General features: G+C 49.3%; 15 protein-coding genes. 10 read left to right on the top strand and 5 right to left on the bottom strand.

What is annotated here, in order from left to right:
- Positions 1 to 99: 99 nt before the first annotated feature.
- Genes C8R14_RS05710 through mnhG form a run of 6 tightly spaced genes read left to right on the top strand, consistent with a single transcriptional unit; the run spans position 100 to position 6,187 of the window.
- The gene (locus C8R14_RS05710) at positions 100 to 3,018 is read left to right on the top strand and encodes a monovalent cation/H+ antiporter subunit A (protein WP_011634744.1); all 2,919 of its coding nucleotides are present in this window, start codon (positions 100 to 102) and stop codon (positions 3,016 to 3,018) included.
- Positions 3,018 to 3,362 carry a Na+/H+ antiporter subunit C gene (locus C8R14_RS05705; protein ID WP_011634745.1) on the top strand — a complete coding sequence of 115 codons (345 nt, stop codon included), beginning with the start codon at positions 3,018 to 3,020 and terminating at the stop codon, positions 3,360 to 3,362. The genes C8R14_RS05710 and C8R14_RS05705 overlap by 1 nt, the downstream gene beginning before the upstream one ends.
- Complete coding sequence (locus C8R14_RS05700) at positions 3,359 to 5,005, top strand: monovalent cation/H+ antiporter subunit D (protein WP_011634746.1); 1,647 nt, start codon at positions 3,359 to 3,361, stop codon at positions 5,003 to 5,005. The genes C8R14_RS05705 and C8R14_RS05700 overlap by 4 nt, the downstream gene beginning before the upstream one ends.
- Positions 5,002 to 5,487, top strand: a complete 486-nt coding sequence (locus tag C8R14_RS05695; protein ID WP_011634747.1) for a Na+/H+ antiporter subunit E — start codon at positions 5,002 to 5,004, stop codon at positions 5,485 to 5,487. Before C8R14_RS05700 ends, C8R14_RS05695 begins: the two co-directional genes overlap by 4 nt.
- Positions 5,484 to 5,765, top strand: coding sequence for a K+/H+ antiporter subunit F (locus C8R14_RS05690; protein WP_011634748.1), 282 nt, complete (start codon positions 5,484 to 5,486; stop codon positions 5,763 to 5,765). The genes C8R14_RS05695 and C8R14_RS05690 overlap by 4 nt, the downstream gene beginning before the upstream one ends.
- Entirely contained in the window at positions 5,762 to 6,187 is a 426-nt protein-coding gene (gene mnhG, locus C8R14_RS05685) for a monovalent cation/H(+) antiporter subunit G (protein ID WP_011634749.1), read from the top strand. The genes C8R14_RS05690 and mnhG overlap by 4 nt, the downstream gene beginning before the upstream one ends.
- A 157-nt stretch (positions 6,188 to 6,344) precedes the next feature.
- Here the strand turns inward: mnhG and C8R14_RS05680 are convergent, their stop codons facing one another.
- A complete protein-coding gene (locus C8R14_RS05680; protein ID WP_258332623.1) occupies positions 6,345 to 8,843 on the bottom strand; it encodes an ABC transporter permease in 2,499 nt (832 codons plus the stop codon).
- A 129-nt stretch (positions 8,844 to 8,972) separates the two neighbouring features.
- Positions 8,973 to 9,689 carry an ABC transporter ATP-binding protein gene (locus C8R14_RS05675; protein WP_011634751.1) on the bottom strand — a complete coding sequence of 239 codons (717 nt, stop codon included), beginning with the start codon at positions 9,687 to 9,689 and terminating at the stop codon, positions 8,973 to 8,975.
- Here C8R14_RS05675 and C8R14_RS05670 point away from each other — a divergent pair.
- Positions 9,688 to 10,383 (top strand): arylesterase, encoded by a 696-nt coding sequence (locus tag C8R14_RS05670; RefSeq protein WP_110332572.1) that lies wholly within the window; start codon positions 9,688 to 9,690, stop codon positions 10,381 to 10,383. The two genes, C8R14_RS05675 and C8R14_RS05670, sit on opposite strands and share 2 nt — an antisense overlap.
- A 39-nt stretch (positions 10,384 to 10,422) precedes the next feature.
- Here C8R14_RS05670 and C8R14_RS05665 read toward each other — a convergent pair whose 3' ends face one another.
- Positions 10,423 to 11,409, bottom strand: coding sequence for an RluA family pseudouridine synthase (locus C8R14_RS05665; RefSeq protein WP_041353803.1), 987 nt, complete (start codon positions 11,407 to 11,409; stop codon positions 10,423 to 10,425).
- Between the two features lie 486 nt (positions 11,410 to 11,895).
- On the opposite strand from C8R14_RS05665, the gene C8R14_RS05660 reads away from it, so the two are divergent.
- Positions 11,896 to 14,445: an Rne/Rng family ribonuclease gene (locus C8R14_RS05660; protein WP_011634754.1), complete on the top strand. Its 2,550-nt coding sequence runs from the start codon at positions 11,896 to 11,898 to the stop codon at positions 14,443 to 14,445.
- Between the two features lie 131 nt (positions 14,446 to 14,576).
- On the opposite strand, the gene xerD is transcribed toward C8R14_RS05660, so the two are convergent.
- Both xerD and C8R14_RS05650 read right to left on the bottom strand, forming a co-directional pair.
- A complete protein-coding gene (gene xerD, locus C8R14_RS05655) occupies positions 14,577 to 15,494 on the bottom strand; it encodes a site-specific tyrosine recombinase XerD (RefSeq protein ID WP_011634755.1) in 918 nt (305 codons plus the stop codon).
- A gap of 121 nt (positions 15,495 to 15,615) precedes the next feature.
- Positions 15,616 to 16,461 carry a cytochrome C assembly family protein gene (locus C8R14_RS05650; RefSeq protein ID WP_011634756.1) on the bottom strand — a complete coding sequence of 282 codons (846 nt, stop codon included), beginning with the start codon at positions 16,459 to 16,461 and terminating at the stop codon, positions 15,616 to 15,618.
- A 142-nt stretch (positions 16,462 to 16,603) separates the two neighbouring features.
- Here C8R14_RS05650 and ffh point away from each other — a divergent pair, with 142 nt between their 5' ends.
- Positions 16,604 to 17,953 (top strand): signal recognition particle protein, encoded by a 1,350-nt coding sequence (gene ffh, locus C8R14_RS05645; protein ID WP_011634757.1) that lies wholly within the window; start codon positions 16,604 to 16,606, stop codon positions 17,951 to 17,953.
- Between the two features lie 315 nt (positions 17,954 to 18,268).
- The gene (locus C8R14_RS05640) at positions 18,269 to 18,766 is read left to right on the top strand and encodes a nucleoside deaminase (RefSeq protein ID WP_011634758.1); all 498 of its coding nucleotides are present in this window, start codon (positions 18,269 to 18,271) and stop codon (positions 18,764 to 18,766) included.
- Positions 18,767 to 18,779: the final 13 nt, after the last annotated feature.

Here is an 18,779-nt window from a genome sequence, read left to right as displayed (position 1 = left end):
GTTTTATTGGATACCGCTCTATGCACCATGCGGTAACTGATAGCCATATTTAATTCTGCTAGTATTCCCGGCAGTGCCATTTACATTGTTTACCTAAAGATGAACAGCGAGAACCTCCTTTTTCTCCTGATACTGTTGCCCTTTGCCGGAAGCGCTCTGGCAGCCCTGTTGCCAGCCAATGCCCGTAATACGGAAGCATGGTTATCAGGGTGCGTAACGATCGCCTCATTTGCAATCGTTGCTTACCTCTATCCATCTATTTCAACGGGAGAAATACTCCGTAACGAAATCGAATGGCTGCCCGGATCGGATCTGAATTTCACACTCAGGATGGATGGTTTCGCCTGGATGTTTTCGATTCTAATTACTGGTATTGGTTTTCTCGTGGTGCTCTACGCACGCTATTACATGTCTCCCGAAGATCCGGTTCCGCGTTTTTTCTCCTTTCTACTGGCTTTTGCCGGTGCCATGCAGGGGATCGTCATCGCGGGAAATTTAATCCTGTTGGCGATCTTCTGGGAACTCACCAGTATTTTTTCATTTCTACTGATCGGTTATTGGCATCACAATGCAGCAGCGCGTGATGGCGCACGCATGTCACTGATCATCACCGGAACCGGCGGGCTCTGTCTGCTTGCCGGGCTGATTCTCATCGGTTACATCACTGGCAGTCACGATCTCGACAATGTACTGGCCTCTGGCAACACAATCCGGGAGCATACGCTCTATGTTCCTGTGTTGGTACTCATCCTGCTGGGTGCACTGACCAAAAGTGCACAGTTCCCATTTCATTTCTGGCTACCTAATGCAATGGCAGCACCAACACCAGTATCCGCCTACCTGCATTCAGCAACCATGGTAAAAGCGGGTGTGTTTTTGCTTACTCGGTTATGGCCGGTATTATCCGGCACCGATGAATGGTTTTTTATACTGGGGCTGGCTGGTATGGGTTCGTTTCTGCTCGGCGCCTACTTCGCTATCTTCCAGCAAGATCTCAAAGGGTTGCTTGCCTATTCGACCATCAGTCATCTCGGCCTGATTACGGCCTTGCTCAGTTTTGGCAGCCCGTTGGCTGCGGTGGCTGCAATTTTTCATATGATGAACCATGCTATTTTCAAGGCTTCTCTGTTTATGGCTGCCGGCATCATTGATCATGAAGCGGGCACGCGTGATATGCGCAAACTGAATGGGCTTTTCAGCTACATGCCGATTACAGCTACGCTCGCTATGGTGGCCAGTGCAGCCATGGCAGGAGTACCACTTCTCAATGGTTTTTTATCGAAGGAAATGTTTTTTTCTGCAACACTCGGGCAACATTCCGGCTCTGTACTGGATAGCGTACTCCCCTATGCAGCCACGATTGCCGGTGCCTTTTCGGTCACCTATTCCGTACGCTTTATTCATACTGTCTTCTTTGGTCCCAAACCTTCGGAGCTTCCCCGAGAACCTCATGAACCTCCCCACTGGATGCGGCGACCAATTGAATTTCTGGTACTCGCCTGTCTCATTATTGGCATAATCCCTAGCATAGCCATCGGCCCTTATCTGCATACCGCTGTGACTTCGGTATTGCGCGAATACACGCCACTCTATAGCCTCGCCGTGTGGCACGGTATCAACACGCCTCTGATCATGAGCATAACGGCGCTTGTCAGTGGCACACTGCTCTACCGGGCTCTACAAAATTACCTCGCCCAAAGCGAAGATGGCCCGCCTGGCATACGGCAATTCAAGGGCCAGCGAATTTTTGAGCGATCACTGGTTGCACTCTCCTGGCGTTGGGCACGCTGGATGGAGGAAACATTCGGCACACAACGTTTGCAGCCACAACTGTTTCTGGTTATTTTCATCGCGTTAATTGCGGGATGCTGGCCATTCCTCGAAACAGATCCTGATTTCAGCCTGATAGCGGTTGCCGGGATTGATCCCGCTTTTGCAATACTCTGGGGAATTGGAATCGCTTGTGCACTCGGAGCCGCGTATCAGGCCAAATATCACCGGCTGGCTGCACTGATCCTGATGGGGGGGGCGGGCCTTGCCACCTGTATCACTTTTGTCTGGTTTTCCGCACCTGATCTGGCGGTTACTCAACTGCTGGTTGAAATCGTTACCACTGTGCTGATCCTGCTTGGCTTACGCTGGCTACCAAAAAGGATGGAACAAATTGACAATGCGACAACACTGATTGCGCGGACACGCAGATTGCGTGATTTTGTACTCGCCGCCAGCTGTGGAGGAGGAATGACACTAATTGCCTATAAAATAACGACCAACGTCGAACTGCCGGAAACCATTGCTGGATTCTTTCTGGAACGGGCCTATTCAGAAGGCGGCGGCAACAATGTTGTCAATGTTATTCTGGTTGATTTTCGTGGCTTTGATACGTTTGGAGAAATTACGGTACTAGGTATTGTGGCACTTACTGTTTATGCGCTGCTGCGGCGCTTCCGCCCTGCACCGGACAGTATTGAAATTCCGGAGCAACAACGTATGCAAAATGACTTTGATGATCGTCAGCCTGATCGCAAGGTTGGTGAGACTGTGTACGATTACCTGATGGTACCCACCGTGCTCATGCAATGGATGTTCCCGTTCATTATCCTGCTGGCTATCTATTTATTTCTGCGTGGCCATGATCTGCCGGGAGGTGGGTTCGCCGCTGGCATCACCCTAGCTATCGGTCTCCTGCTGCAATATCTCGCCAGTGGTACCCGCTGGGTGGAAGATCGTTTGCACATCCTGCCAATCCGCTGGATTGGCCTTGGCTTGCTGCTGGCGGCATTGACTGGGATGGGATCCTGGTTGTTTGGATTCCCCTTTCTGACTTCTCATTCCACTTATCTGGAGATACCACTGATCGGCAAAATACCTATTGCTACTGCATTGTTCTTTGATCTGGGTGTTCTTTTGCTGGTGGTCGGCGCAACCGCCCTGATGTTAATCGCTATTGCACACCAGTCGATCCGTAGTTACCGTGCGCGTGCCATTGAATCTGCCAAAACCGGAGAGGACAACTGATGGAGCTAATTCTATCGCTTGGTATCGGAATACTGGTTGGATCAGGTGTCTGGCTACTGCTGCGTCCGCGCACTTATCAGATCATTATCGGGCTAGGATTGCTCTCTTATGCCGTCAATCTGTTCATTTTCAGCGCCGGTCGGCTGATAGTGGGCAGGCCACCCGTTACACAGACCGGTGTCCGGGTTGATCCGGCCACCTTCGCTGATCCAGTGCCCCAAGCACTGATTTTGACGGCGATTGTCATTGGCTTTGCTACAACAGCGCTGTTTCTGGTTATTCTGCTAGCTTCGCGCGGCCTGACAGGTACCGATCATGTAGATGGCGAGGAATCGGACCGATGAAACTGTCTCCAGAACATCTTGTTATCGCACCTATTCTGATTCCACTCATCGCTGGTGCATTACAACTTTTTCTTGATGATCGCGGACGTAAGCTGAAGGCTTCCCTATCCATTCTGTCAACTGTTGCTCTGCTGGCAATCTCGGTTCTGCTGCTACGTTTTACTCACACGGATGATGAAGCAAGTGGGGGTAAAATTGCTGTCTATCTGCTCGGTAACTGGCCGCCTCCATTCGCTATCAATCTGGTACTGGATCGCTTGTCCGCCATGATGCTGGCCCTGACTGCCACGCTTGCTCTGCCCACTTTAATATTTTCAATGGGGCGTTGGCACAAGGCTGGAGTGCATTTTCATACGTTGTTCCTATTACTGTTGATGGGGTTGAATGGTGCATTCCTGACCGGGGACTTGTTCAATCTCTTTGTATTTTTTGAAGTCATGCTGGCTGCATCCTACGGATTAGTATTACATGGATCGGGCTTGCTCCGGGTAAAGGCGGGGTTACACTACATCGCCATCAACCTCGTCGCTTCACTCCTGTTCCTGATCGGGGTCGCTCTGATTTATGGTGTTACCGGCACCCTCAACATGGCTGATCTCGCCATACGCATCCCACAGATCAATGAAACAAACCAAACGATGCTGGAATCCGGGGCAGCCATTCTGAGTGTGGCCTTCCTGATTAAAGCGGGCATGTGGCCATTGAGTTTCTGGTTGCCCGAAACCTACGCCGTAGCGCCGGCACCATCAGCTGCCATCTTTGCCATCATGAGTAAAGTTGGTATTTATGTGTTGTTACGCTTGGCACTACTTTTTTTTGGAAGTGATCCCGGTTTTTCAGAAGGGCCAGGAGCACAGATACTTTTGTATGGTGGTCTAGCAACCATTGGCTTTGGCACCGTCGGTGTCCTCGCTTCACAGACTCTGGGACGATTTGCTGGTTTCTCAGTGCTGATCTCATCTGGCACATTGCTAGCAAGCATGGGTCTGGTACAAGCCGAGGTGACTGCCGGCGCTCTGTTTTATCTCGTGAGCTCCACGTTGGCAATCAGCGCATTATTCATGCTCATCGAACTGGTTGAAAGAGGGCAAAACCTGGCAGCTAGCGTGCTGGCCGTTACCATGGAAGCTTTCGGTTATCAGGATGAGGAAATAGAGAATGAGGAAATTGTAGGAGTGGCTATCCCTCGAACGATAGCTGTTCTCGGCACTTGCTTTGCAGCTTGTGCCATTTTGCTAGTTGGCCTCCCCCCTCTTTCGGGTTTCATTGCCAAATTCGTCATCCTCTCCGCTATATTTAGCCCTGATATAGCAAGCCAGATAGATATTATCCCGGCAACGTCCTGGTGGTTCATGGCACTACTGATTCTTTCCGGATTAGCTACACTGATTGCCATGAGTCGCTCTGGCATCCATGCTTTCTGGGCACCCTCGGTCGACACCACGCTGCCACGGGTACTGTTTATCGAAATCATACCGGTTGCTGTGTTGCTATGTACAACGCTTGTATTGACTATACAAGCAGGGCCGGTAATGCGTTTCATGGAAGCAACAGCAATCAGCCTGCATGCACCTCAGCCTTATATTGAAGGTGTAATGAATGCGCCAACCATGCTGCCACCGCCAATGGAGGTAGTAGAATGAGCAGACTATTCCCTTATCCACTGCTTGTTGTTTCGTTGGTTATCACATGGCTGATGCTGGCTGGCTTCTCACTCAATCAGTTTTTACTGGGTTTGATAACCGCCCTTATTGCTGCGCTGGGGTTGGCGGCACTGAGCCCAGTAAAACCACGATTCAGGCGATGGGATCTACTCCCCAAGCTATTTGCAATTGTGTTTTATGATATTGTGCGTTCCAATATTGCTGTCGCCGGCATTATTCTGCATGGTGGTAAACGGATCGGGAAATCAAGTTTCATGGCTATTCCGCTTGATCTGCGCGACCCTACCGGATTGGCTATCCTGGCTGTCATTATAACAAGCACCCCCGGCACAGCCTGGATCGACTACAACTCCACGCGCAGCATCCTGATACTGCACATCTTTGATCTGGTCGATAAAACCGCCTGGTTAAATCTGATCAAAAATCGCTATGAATACCTGTTACGGGAGATATTTGAATGAGTGCCACTATACTCTTCTGGGCCGCCACTATCGCACAGATCGCGCTGGCAATTGCCATGGTGCTAGCATCAGTTCGCATGATCAGAGGGCCGCGTGCCCAGGATCGCGTACTGGGATTGGATGCACTCTATAGCAACTCGATGTTGCTGCTGCTCGTTTTTAGCATACGTACTGGAAATCCACTATATTTTGAAATTTCACTGATTATCGGAACTCTGGGTTTTGTGGCAACAGTGGCACTTGCTAAATTCATAATGCGCGGAGAGGTAATTGAATGAATCAAGCCAGCGATTTGCCCCTATGGGCCGCGTTACTCATTGCCATCTTTCTGCTTATTGGCGCCGGATTAACTCTGATTGGTTCTTTCGGGCTCTATCGTTTGCGCAGCTTCTACGACCGTATTCATGCGCCCACACTGGGAACAAGCTGGGGGACAGCTGGTATTGTTATCGCTTCGATTGTCTATTTCAGTGTAGTGGAATCACGGCTCATTCTGCACCACCTGCTGATCGGCGCATTTGTAACCGTAACTACGCCGGTAACGCTTATATTACTGAGCCGCGCCGCACTGTATCGCGATCGTGCAGAAAACGGTCCTGATATTCCCCTCCTGGAACCACCCAATAATCCATCCGAAGTATCAAGCACGGAGAAAGAATCAGCTGATTCTCACAATAACACTCACACCATAGAGAAGTAATTACGCAATACCGCTTTCCATCGATTTGTTACGGGAGTTTTGTGCGGGTTATTTGCATAGGCTGCTCTTGGCTCTTTTTATAGAATAGAAGCTTCGTTACGTCCTCTGACTTTGGCAGCCACTACCCAATTCAAAATCCAGATGTCGAATAACTACACTATTTTCTCAGGACCTGTAACGGTGGCTGGGATAAGGTTGTACGTGTTCCAATCACGCCAAATGCTGTCACGCTGATTATACTGACCAGTACGCCGATTACCCAAATCCATGGGCTGGGTGAATAAGTAATGTGTAATGCATATTTGCCAATCAGGTAACCAAGTACACTAGCCCCTGCTGCCGCAAAAAAACCTGCCAGCGCCCCGAGTACTGCAAATTCCACTGCCCACGCACGCGCAAGCTGCTGCTTTCTTGCTCCGAGTGTGCGAAAAATTGCGGCTTCATAAATTCTTTCATCCTGAGTTGAAGCAATCGCAGCATACATCACAGCAAACCCCGCTAGCAGAGTAAATAGAAATACAAATTCAATTGCGTGCGTTACTTGCCCAATCATATTTTGTACTCGTTCAATCACACTTGCCACATCAATAATCAGGAAATTTGGAAAAATACGAGTCAGCTCCTGCATGATTTGGATCTTATCAGGGGGCAAATAAAAACTGGTGACGTAACTTGCAGGGTAATTGTCGAGCAATCCCGGACGAACTACAGCAAAAAAATTCACCTGGAATGTATCCCAGTCCACCTTGCGCAAACTCGTAATTGTTGCCGAGAAATCCCCGCCCCCCGTATAAAAACTCAGACGATCTCCCAGTTTGAGGCCAAGTGTCTCGGCAAACCCTTCCTCCATTGATAACTCGTGTTCAGAAGGGATCACTTCCTCGCTCCACCAGTGTCCAGCCACAATTTCATTATCCGGTTGCAACGTATCTGTCCAGGATAAATTGAATTCACGATTGATTAGCTGCTTTGCCCGTGGATCAGGATAATCTTCGAGATTTACTGCTCGATCATTGATCTCTAACAACCGACCACGTACCATCGGAAAAACTTTCGGTCGTGGAATAGCATGTTCATCGAAAAATACCATCAACCTCTCCTGCTGATCCGGCTGAACATTAACCAAGAACCGATTGGGTGCATTCTCTGGCAGACGTGCTTGCCAGTCCTGGAGTAGATCATTGCGCGTTAGCGTCAATGTCAGTAATGCCATTAGCCCCAGCCCCAGTGCAGTAGCTTGTACCAGACTGGGAATAGCCCGCCTTCGAATATTGGCCAGCCCGTAACTCCACGGGCTAGAACCCGGCGGGCGGGTCAGCAGAAACAGTCTGATCAGTAGCCAGCCGAACAGGCCAAAGAATATGACCGCCAGCAGGAAGCCCAGCATGATCATGATTCCCAGCTTGAATGATCCAGCCTTCCAGATGAACAATATGGACAGTATGACTATCCCGAACCCATAGCCAGCCAGACTGTGCATATTGGCCAGTTCCAGATCACGCCGGATCACGCGTAATGCAGGTACTTGTCGCAAATTCAGGAGTGGCGGTAAAGCAAAACCCAGCAACAACACCATACCAGTCAACATCCCCTGGATAGCAGGCAACGTACTCGGTAATGGCAATGTAACCCCGATCAACTCCTCCAACCAGTATGACAAAAATTCCTGGGTAAGCACGGCAAATATGCATCCCAACAGGCTTGCAGCCAAACCCAGCATAATGAAGTAGTAAGAATACAAGCGTAGCAGATCAGATTCAGTCGCACCCAGACAACGCATGACCGCACAGCCATCCAGATGACGTTGAATGAAACGGCGAATAGCCAGGGCAATAGCAGCTGCTGCTACTACCACGCTGGCCAGGGCTGCCAAATTGAGAAATTTGCCAGCGCGATCAAGCGCCGAACGGATTTCTGGACGCGCTTCCTGAATACTCACTATACGTTCGCCTGGAGACAACCTGTCTTTGACCCAGTGCCTGAATTCTCTTACCTGCGTCTCATCTCCTGCTACTAAAAGCTGATAGTTAATCCGGCTACCAGGCTGGATCAGCTGGGTGATAGCCAGATCTTTCTCATTCATCAGCAATCTGGGATTCATGCTGACAAAACCGACAGAATGATCCGGCTCACTTTCTACCATGGACATCACTGTCATTTCAGCAGCCCCTACCTCAATCTTGTCACCCAAAGTCACTTTTAATGCATTAACCACCTTCTCATCCACCCAAACTGTTCCAGGTTTAGGGATTCCCTGGGCAATCCTGATGGATTGGGCAATATTTTCTTCTGTCGGTGGATTGGCCAGCTTCAGTTCCCCCCGCAGCGGATAACCTGGCGCGACTGCCTTGATACTTGTCAGAAGGCTATTGTCACCAAAACTGACCATACTGGGGAATCTGACCAGATGAGTAGTCCTTAACCCGATCTGCTTTGCGTGCTCAGCATAAGAGGGTGGTACAGGACTATCGGAAGTTACCAACAGATCTCCGCCCAATAACTGATTACTTTCCAGCACCAGTGCTTTTTGCACCCGATCTGAAAAAAAACTGACGGTTGCTACACTGCTCACCGCTATAACGAGTGCAAGCGTAAGGATATACAACTCTCCCGCTCGCCAGTCCCGCAGCAGCATGCGCAAAGAAAGCCTGATCATGTTCATTTCAGGGTGACCTCGGACAGATAATTCAAAACAAGAATGACTGGAAGCCAGGGTAGCTGATTCACATCAGGATACTTCTAAAAAGCAGTCTTTCAGGAAAATCGTGGTGTTGCATGGTACCCATCAATCAACTGCCCGACCGGCGACCAGTTCGATAACCCGGGAGCACCGGGCAGAGAGATTTTTGTCATGCGTCACCAGAACAAGTGTGGTTCCCTGTTCTCGATTAATCTGGAACATCAGATCAATAATCTGGGCTCCAGTTGCCACATCCAGATTACCAGTCGGCTCATCGGCAAACAACATTTTAGGATGAGTGACAAAAGCCCGTGCAATCGCCACACGTTGTTGCTCCCCTCCAGAAAGCTGTCTGGGATAATGGCCAACTCTTTCTTCCAACCCTACCCGCACCAGCCAGTCATGTGCGATATCACGGGCATTGTCAGCACCTGATAGCTCCAGTGGCAACATGACATTTTCAAGCGCAATCAGTGACGGCAGCAACTGGAATGATTGAAACATGAATCCCAGTAGCCTGCCACGCAAACTGGCGCGTTCATCTTCGTCCAGCTTGAAAATATCTTCTCCATCCAGAAAAACAGTACCATGGGTTGGTACATCCAGCCCTGCCAGCAAACCCAGCAAGGTCGACTTTCCCGAGCCGGAAGCGCCAACCACAGCAATTGATTCTCCCGCACTGACTTGCAGATTGATATCCTGCAGAATAATCAGCCGCTCTCCCCCTGTTTCAACCTCTTTAGTTAAATTGCTAGCCTGTATGATAGGCTGATTATTACCATTTACAGGAACCAATTGTTCAACAATCAACTTTCTAGCCATGAAAAAACTATTGTTTGTCATATTATGTTTATTCGGTACCTTTCCATTCAATTCAGCCTGGTCGGGAACAAACACCAAAATCATGGTGCTGGGGGACAGCCTGTCCGCAGGATATGGGCTGCCACCGCAATCCGGATGGGTAAATCTGCTGGAACGGCGATTACAAAGCCAATCCGCTGGTTACAAGGTGATAAACGCCAGTATCAGCGGGGAAATCACCTTAGGCGGGCGCAAACGGATAGAACAGGCACTTAAAAACAATAAACCGGATATCGTCATCGTTGCACTGGGAGCAAATGACGGTTTGCAAGGCCGTTCAATCTCATCCATTTACGAGAATCTGGAAGCGATTATCCTGACCTGCAAACAGTACAACGCCACCCCACTCTTGATCAGCATGCAATTACCGCCCAATTATGGCATAAGTTATACGCAAAAGTTTCGTGATATCTACCCGCGCCTGGCAAAGAATCAGCAATTACAACTGGCTCCATTCCTGATGGAAGGTTTTGGCGATCAAACCGGATTTTTTCAGGCGGACGGCATACACCCCACTGCCCAGGCGCAGGAAAAAATGCTTGATAATATCTGGCCTGCACTGGTTTCCGTGTTGAAGTCACAACAAACACAGACATCCACTGCCAGCAAAAATCTGATTGATGGAACTGATACAACAACCGGATTGCTGCACTAAATTTGTATAGAGATAACCCCCAATTTCTTGATAAAAACATCAAGGTATCTTGAAATACGGATCCAGATTTCTCAAAAATACCCGTAACTCATCCGGAAGGGGTGCTTCCAGGCGCAAAAGTTCGCCGGTTACCGGGTGTGTGCAGACAAATACCGAAGCATGCAGAAACATACGCTTTAATACCAGACCGCTTCCATCATCCTTCTGTAATTGCCTGTTCAACCCGAAATCACCATATTTATCATCCCCGGCGATGGGAAAACCGAGATGCGCCAGATGCACCCGAATCTGGTGGGTGCGTCCGGTTTTAAGTTCGGCATCCAGCAGACTGAAAGCTTCCCAGTTTTTTTGTAGAGCAAATAGCGTATAAGCCTGCTGCACTTTGTCATGATCATTCCTGCCGGTAGCTATTGCCACACGCCGCTCTCCTTCTGCAGTCAAATATTTATACAAAGGTAAGCGGACATTTTGTAGCGAATTTTTCCATTTCCCACGAACCAGTGTCAGGTAATGTTTACGGACTGTCCCTTCGCGGATCTGTTTATGCAGCTCCAGCAAAGTTTGCCGTTTCCGGGCAAGCAACAGCACACCTGACGTTTCACGATCAAGGCGGTGTACCAGTTCCAGAAATTTCCAGTCCGGGCGCTGTTTGCGCAACTGCTCGATCACACCATAGCTGATGCCACTGCCTCCATGAACTGCGGTTCCGGCCGGTTTATTGATCACTAGCAGATAATCATCCTGATACAGAGTATCAAATTGTTCTGCCCGGTAAGGCGCCTGCCGGGATATTGGCTTTGCCAGCTTGAGAACGGGTGGAATGCGCACCTTGTCATTCAGCAGCAAACGATAGCCTGCATCAATGCGCTTGCTGTTAACACGCACCTGCCCGCTGCGCAGCAATTGATAAATATGACGTCTGGGTATATCCTTGAGAGCTTTGATGAGAAAATTGTCAATACGTTGGCCTTCGGCTGTTTCATCAACCTGTTTAACAACCGCATGTTCCGATATAATGCCCGGCATAATTTTCTCTTTACCGGGCGCCCCACTTTTACCTATACTTTTCAAACTCAAATTCCTGTAAATCTGTTTTTTCACCATGAAGCGATTGCGTGGTCTATTAAGAAGTCATATACCCGGAGTTTCGTTTTCATACGCTGGATGAATCCAGTTTCCGGCTGGTTAATGTCGCTCACCATATTTAAAAGTAGCGATGGTAATTAATTTACGCGCTCGACATATACATAGATTCAAGTTCCTGATCCCATACCCAACCATACAAGGTATGTTCTCTGCCGGCCCTGTGTCTCACTCATTTTTGACCCGGCCAGCCGGGGATCAAAATGCCGAGTGACAGTTATCGATTGATCTATTTCAACAGGATATCGAAACCATTATCTGTACCATGTCCAACACTCTGGCCACAGACAAATCTGTGCAAAAATACCAGGATGCCACACTGACAGTGAACGAAAGGTTTACCCGTACACCGAGCGCGGGAGACACTAAATGAAACGCATGTTATTCAACGCGACCCAGCCCGAAGAGCTGCGTGTTGCTATTGTAGATGGGCAGAAGCTCATTGATATTGATATTGAAACCCTGGGCAAGGAACAACGCAAAAGCAATATTTATAAAGCTGCTGTTACCCGCCTTGAACCAAGCCTTGAAGCGGCTTTTGTTGATTATGGCGCCGGGCGCCATGGTTTTTTACCCTATAAGGAGATCGCTCCCACCTGTTTTGACAAAAATACCGAACGATCCAGTCACCGTATCGGTGAACTACTGCGCGAAGGCCAGGAGCTGATTGTACAGGTTGACAAGGATGAACGCGGAAATAAAGGTGCTGCGCTCACCACCTATATCTCACTGGCTGGTCGTTACCTTGTTCTGATGCCCAACAACCCGCAAGGGGGAGGTATTTCACGCCGTGTCAGTGCGGAAGAACGGGCAGAACTGCGTGAAGTAATCAACCATCTTCAGGTGCCCGATGGCATGAGTATCATTGCGCGTACCGCTGGTATTGGGCGCAACGAAGAGGAATTGCAGTGGGATTTGAACTATCTGGTGCAACTCTGGCGTGCAATCGAGGGAGCAGCCAGTAGTGAGCGTGGTGTCTTTCTGATTTATCAGGAAAGCAGTCTCGTAATTCGCGCCATTCGTGATTATTTCCATGCGGAAATCGGCGAAATTCTGATTGATAACCCTGAAATATATGAGCAGGCATACCAGTTCATGGCCAATGTCATGCCGGCAAACGTTGACCGGCTAAAGCTCTACCAGGACGATATTCCTCTGTTTTCTCGTTTTCAGATTGAGCACCAGATTGAAACAGCCTATTCTCGCCAGGTCACACTGCCTTCCGGTGGCTCGATTGTGATTGATCATACCGAGGCACTGGTTTCAATTGACGTTAACTCGGCGCGCGCCATACGTGGCTCTGATATAGAAAACACTGCACTCAACACCAATCTGGAGGCTGCTGACGAAATCGCCCGGCAATTGCGTTTGCGCGACCTGGGAGGCTTGGTGGTCGTTGATTTTATCGATATGGAAGTCACCCGCAATCAGCGGGAAGTGGAAACCAACCTGCTGAAGGCATTGCGCCTGGATCGTGCGCGCGTCCAGATCGGCAAAATTTCCCGTTTCGGATTGCTGGAATTATCCCGTCAGCGTCTGCGGCCTTCTCTCGGGGAAGGCAACTACATCCCCTGCCCTCGCTGTCATGGTACCGGCCATATCCGGGGAACAGATTCATCTGCGCTGCACATACTCAGAATTATCCAAGAAGAAGCCATGAAGGAGCAGACTAGCATGCTGCAGGTGCAGTTGCCGGTTGATGTCGCCACATTCCTGCTGAATGAAAAACGATCAGAAATATACCGGCTTGAAGCACGCCTGAAAGTTGGCATCATCCTGATCCCCAATATCTACATGGAGACACCCAACTACACGATTAACCGGCTGCGTCATGAGGATGTCAAATCAACAGAATTGCCGCCAAGCTATGGAATGGTGGAGAAAACCACTGAAGAAATCACACTGCCATCTACTTCACAAGAACTCAAGGCAATCCGGCCAAAAGCTGCCGTAACTGGTATCAAACCCGAACAACCCGCACCAGTCCCAGAAGAAAAACCCCGGGAACAACTTTCATTCCTGGACAAATTTTTCAGTCTGTTCAGACCGGCAAGCAGCAGTCGGGTAGAACCTGAACAGACAGCAGAGGAGTCCCAAGCTAGACCTCTCCGTAGCGAACGAGGCCGAAACAGGCGCGATCGAGGTCGCAACAAGCGTACAAAAAACAATATTCCGGGAACAACAGCAAGCGAGACATTACAGGAGGCAGGCAATCTGCCGTCACTTGAACAATCAACTGGACATCCCGTTGAAAGCACGAGCAACGATGATCATCATCATAAAGCCAGCCGGCAAGGGCAAGATCAGTTACAAGAATCGGGAGCGGAAAGTAATCTGCCTGATGCAACGACAACCGGAGAAGGCACAACGCCTGCAGGGGATTCTGTCAGTGAAAGAAAAACAGATAGGAGAGGCCGTTCACGCCGTCGTCGTGGAGGTCTGCATCGTGATCGGGAAGAGCGGACAGATGCAAATAAAACCACTGAACAGGGAGAGGTAACCCAGATTACAAGCAGTGAAAATAATGAGCCAGTTGTACCTTCTGCTGATGGCAAGGAAGATAGGGAGCTTTCATTCCTGCCCCCCACAGAACCGACTCAGCATATTACGTCGATAGCATCAGTCGACGATATTACAGCAGAGCAGGAAGTGGCCTCTGCCAAGGTAATCGAGCCAATAAATACCGATGCTGAATCAAATACTGGATCACAGGCTGCTTCGGAATCCCGTCAGCCAATCGAACTACCTGATCTCACCCAAAGTGGACTGGTCATGATAGAAACAGCCCCGGATAAAATAGCCGAAGTACCAGAGGAAGCCTTGGCACCAGTCAAAAGGCCGCGTATCAGACCCAGCTACTTAGCGGAACCGGATACAACAAGTTCTGAACCTCTGGTACAAATAGAAACCAGAGATTGATACGCAACAGCTAAATGGCACTTTTAAAATAAGTGTGTCTATGATGACGAACGCGCCGACTGTAATAGTTAGCGTGTCCGTCATTGTGCGGCCCATAAGACTGATGGGTCCACTGTAGGGCGCCGTTGCCGCTACAATTTTCCCCTTGGATGATGGCGGGCATGCAATTGCCTGAGTCGTTCACGTGCAACATGCGTATAAATTTGTGTAGTAGAAATATCGCTGTGACCTAACAACAGCTGGACCACTCGCAAATCAGCACCATGATTCAGTAAATGGGTAGCAAATGCATGACGCAACGTATGTGGCGACAGTTGTTTTACAATCCCTGCCTGTCGCGCATGGCGCTTGATCAGATACCAGAACGCCTGGCGAGTCATGGCATCTCCCCGGGTTGTAACAAACAACATATTGCTGTGCTTACCAGCCAGCAGTATCGGACGCGCTTCTCGCAGATATAAATCCAGCCAGTACAGTGCCTCATCTCCCAAAGGAATCAGGCGTTCCTTGTTGCCTTTACCCAAAATACGCACCACCCCCATATCCTGGCGGACTTGAGAAATGGCCAAACTAACCAGCTCGGAAACACGCAACCCTGCAGCATAAAGTATCTCCAGCATGGCACGATCTCGCAATCCGAGTGGTTGCTTGATATCCGAGACTGCCAATAGCGCTTCTACTTCAGATTCAGCCAGGCTCACGGGGAGATGACGAGAAACTTTCGGGCTATCTATATTTACAGCAGGATCGATAAGAATCTTTCCCTGGCGCAGCAGATACCGGTAAAACCGTCTGATACAGGCTAATGCCCTGCTGGCAGTGCTTGCTTTCGCCCCTTGCGCAATCCTGTCGGACAGAAATGCCAATAAATCAGCCTGCGTTACGTCATTCAATAACCCATTTGTCTGTTCCCGCCGACTGAGCCATTCAACCAGCTGCATCAGATCAGCCCGATAACTGGCTAGTGTATTACGGGACAAACCATCTTCCAGCCACAAGACATCCGTAAACTCATCCAGCATCCGGATATTGGCTTCAAAGGTATTCATCAATTACAAGGTGTTTTATTGACAGGAAACCCATAGTTATGGGTACGAGCAAGTTCGGTTAATTGATAATTCCTATCAATAATGGCAGAGCAGGAATTTTCAAACTATTCCACAAATCCGATCAGCGATTGAGGATAATTTCCAGTACAAACTTGCTACCAATATAGGATAGAACAAGCGCAACAAATCCAGCCAGCATCCAGCGGATGGCAGTACGTCCACGCCATCCGTACAGATGTCTACCAGCGAGCAGGGCTGCGAATATTCCCCAGGAAATGAAACCAAATAATGACTTGTGCGTAAACGGTACCGATTTGCCAAACAGCTCCTCTGAAAACACGATACCGCTAAGCAAAGTGAGACTAAGTAGAATAAACCCGATCCATACCAGGCGGAAAAGCATTTTATCCATCACCAGCAGCGGTGGCAACTGTACAAAGAGCGAGGACACAACAGAATGATGCAGGCGACGCTCAAGAAGCGTCATAAGAGCTGCATGCAGGGCAGCAATCGTGAACAGACTGTAAGCGAGCATTGCTGTCAGCAAATGCGCCTTGAAAGCCGTCATCCCGGCATGTGCTAGCGGATGGACGGAGGGCAGTAACAGCGGAATCAGAACAGCGATCGCCGCTATGGCAGAAATCGGCGCGATGAGATTTTGTAATCCCTGCAGCGAGGATAAAAAACCTGATACCCAATAAATCAAGGCAGTCAGCCATACAATAGCTGAAATGGCATTGCCGACACCAAAGCTCAGCATATCATCCATAAATACCGAACGGTAAAGCACCACGCCATGCATTACCAGAGGAATGAGCATCATAAACTGCTGTAACTTCACATTCGGAACCGTTCCTGCAGCATTCGCCTGCAACACTGGCGCAACTGTACGCAAGGTTTGCCAGAAATACCATCCGGCAATCCCGTAAAGCAATGAAGTACTGAGATAAGTTAGAATACTGGGCATTGGCAATCTATCTGAACAATTGGTGGAAAACAACCAGTCTACCCTTCGTCCGGATAAAGCTGAAGTGCTGTTTGACAGTTTCCATGAAGTTTAGCATAGGGAACAACTCTCACCGGCGGATACCGTTTCAACAGGAGCCTACATGTTTAACAATTTAACCGAACGACTTTCCGGCGTCATCAAAACTCTGCGTGGTGAAGCACGCCTGACCGAAAGCAATATTCAGGAAGCCCTGCGTGAGGTGCGCATAGCCCTGATTGAGGCCGATGTCGCCCTGCCTGCAATTAAAGTATTTATTGAACAGGTCAAACAACGCGCCATTGGTCACGAAGTACTGGGTAAACTCTCTCCCGGACAGGCTTTCATCGGCGTTGTCCATGAAGAGCTGATGGCCATCATGGGTGGAGACAAAGCGGATATCAATCTAAATGTTGCTCCACCTGCCGTCATTTTAATGGCAGGCCTACAGGGTGCCGGCAAGACCACCAGCAGCGGCAAGCTGGCAAAGTGGCTGATGGAACAGAAAAAAAAGAAAGTGCTGCTGGTATCCTGTGACATTTACCGCCCAGCCGCAATTGAACAACTGGCACTTCTGGCCGAGCAAACTGGAGCTGATTTTTTTCCGGTAAAAACCGGCCAGCAACCAGCCGAAATCAGTACTGCTGCTCTAGACTTCGCACGCAAGCATCATCATGATGTAGTAATCGTTGATACCGCTGGGCGACTGGGTATCGACGAAGCCATGATGCAAGAAATCAGCCAGCTGGAACAATTGCTGAATCCGGTTGAGACACTGTTTGTTGTCGATGCCATGCAGGGACAGGATGCAGTCAATACCGCCCGGGCTTTTGCGGAAGTGTTGCCACTGACCGGGGTGATTCTTACCAAACTTGATGGTGACGCACGCGGAGGGGCGGCACTGTCCGTCCGGCACATCACTGGTAAGCCGATTAAATTTGCTGGTGTTGCTGAAAAACTTACCGGATTGGAGCCGTTTTATCCTGATCGCATGGCCTCGCGTATCCTGGGCATGGGGGATGTGCTCGGATTAATCGAGGAAGCACAACGCACCACTGATCAGCAAGAAGCAGAACGCTTGATGAAAAAAATGAAATCAGGCAAAGGCTTCGATCTGAATGATTTCCAGCAGCAATTTCAGCAAATGAAAAAAATGGGGGGCATGAGTGCCATGCTGGATAAATTGCCGCACCAACTCAGTCAAGCCGCCCAGAACATGAATGTGGATGAGAAAGTTATCAATCGTACCGAAGGCATTATCAACTCCATGACGCCTCAGGAACGAGCCAAACCGGAAATCATCAAAGCCTCCCGTAAACGCCGTATTGCTGCAGGTTCCGGTGCTTCTGTACAGGAAGTCAATCGTTTACTTACGCAGTTTGAGCAGGCACGCAAGATGATGAAAATGATGAATAAGGGAGGAATGGCAAAAATGATGAGAGCAGTCAAGGGAATGCTCCCCGGTATGCGGTAGAACTGCGTGTTCAGTCCCGGATGATTGTATAGATAAAACTTGTTATCCGCTGTTCATGGCGCGAGCTGTCACGAGAGCGCTGATTTCCTCAAACCATCCGAGAGAGCCATGAAATGATAATAGTTTTGCATAAGAATGCTCGTACTACACCAGCGATACGGGCTGAAATTACCGCAAGCGTTGACTTTGCTGTGGTGCTGTATACCAAATCAGCATAGCGGGTTTATGCTTCGTTACGCTGGTGGCGCAGACGCAAGTGAAATTGTTGTTCGGATTGGATAAGCCAGCTGTGACGAAACAAAGAAATAATACTTAATGGCAATAAAAGAAGCAGATTTACATTTTTTACGGCGCTGCATTGCACTGGCGGAAGAAGCGCTTGAGGCCGGCGATGAGCCGTTTGGTTCTGTGCTGGTTTCCGGTGAAGGTGTCGTACTCCTGGAAGCCCGTAATCAGGTAAGTAGCGGAGACCAGACACGTCATCCGGAATTTGAAATTAGCCGCTGGGCAGCGACACATATGACGCCGGAAGAAAGAAACAAAGCGACAGTCTACACTTCTAGCGAACATTGTCCGATGTGTTCCGCCGCGCATGGCTGGGTTGGATTGGGGCGGATTGTGTATGCCAGCTCAGCCCGACAGTTATCAGATTGGTTGGCAGCGCTTGGTGCACCACTGCCTCCTGTCAGCCTGTTTCCAATTCAGGAAATTGTACCGGGTCTGATCGTCGAAGGGCCTGTAACAGAGCTCGCTGAGCAGATGCATGCGCTGCATATTCGCCGCTTTCATCGCACACATCGTCCCTCGGAATAGCAAAAACAGTGTG

The organism is Nitrosomonas eutropha (assembly GCF_003201195.1).
GTDB classification, from domain to species: Bacteria; Pseudomonadota; Gammaproteobacteria; order Burkholderiales; family Nitrosomonadaceae; genus Nitrosomonas; species Nitrosomonas eutropha.
This window is presented reverse-complemented; position numbering and strand designations above follow the sequence as displayed.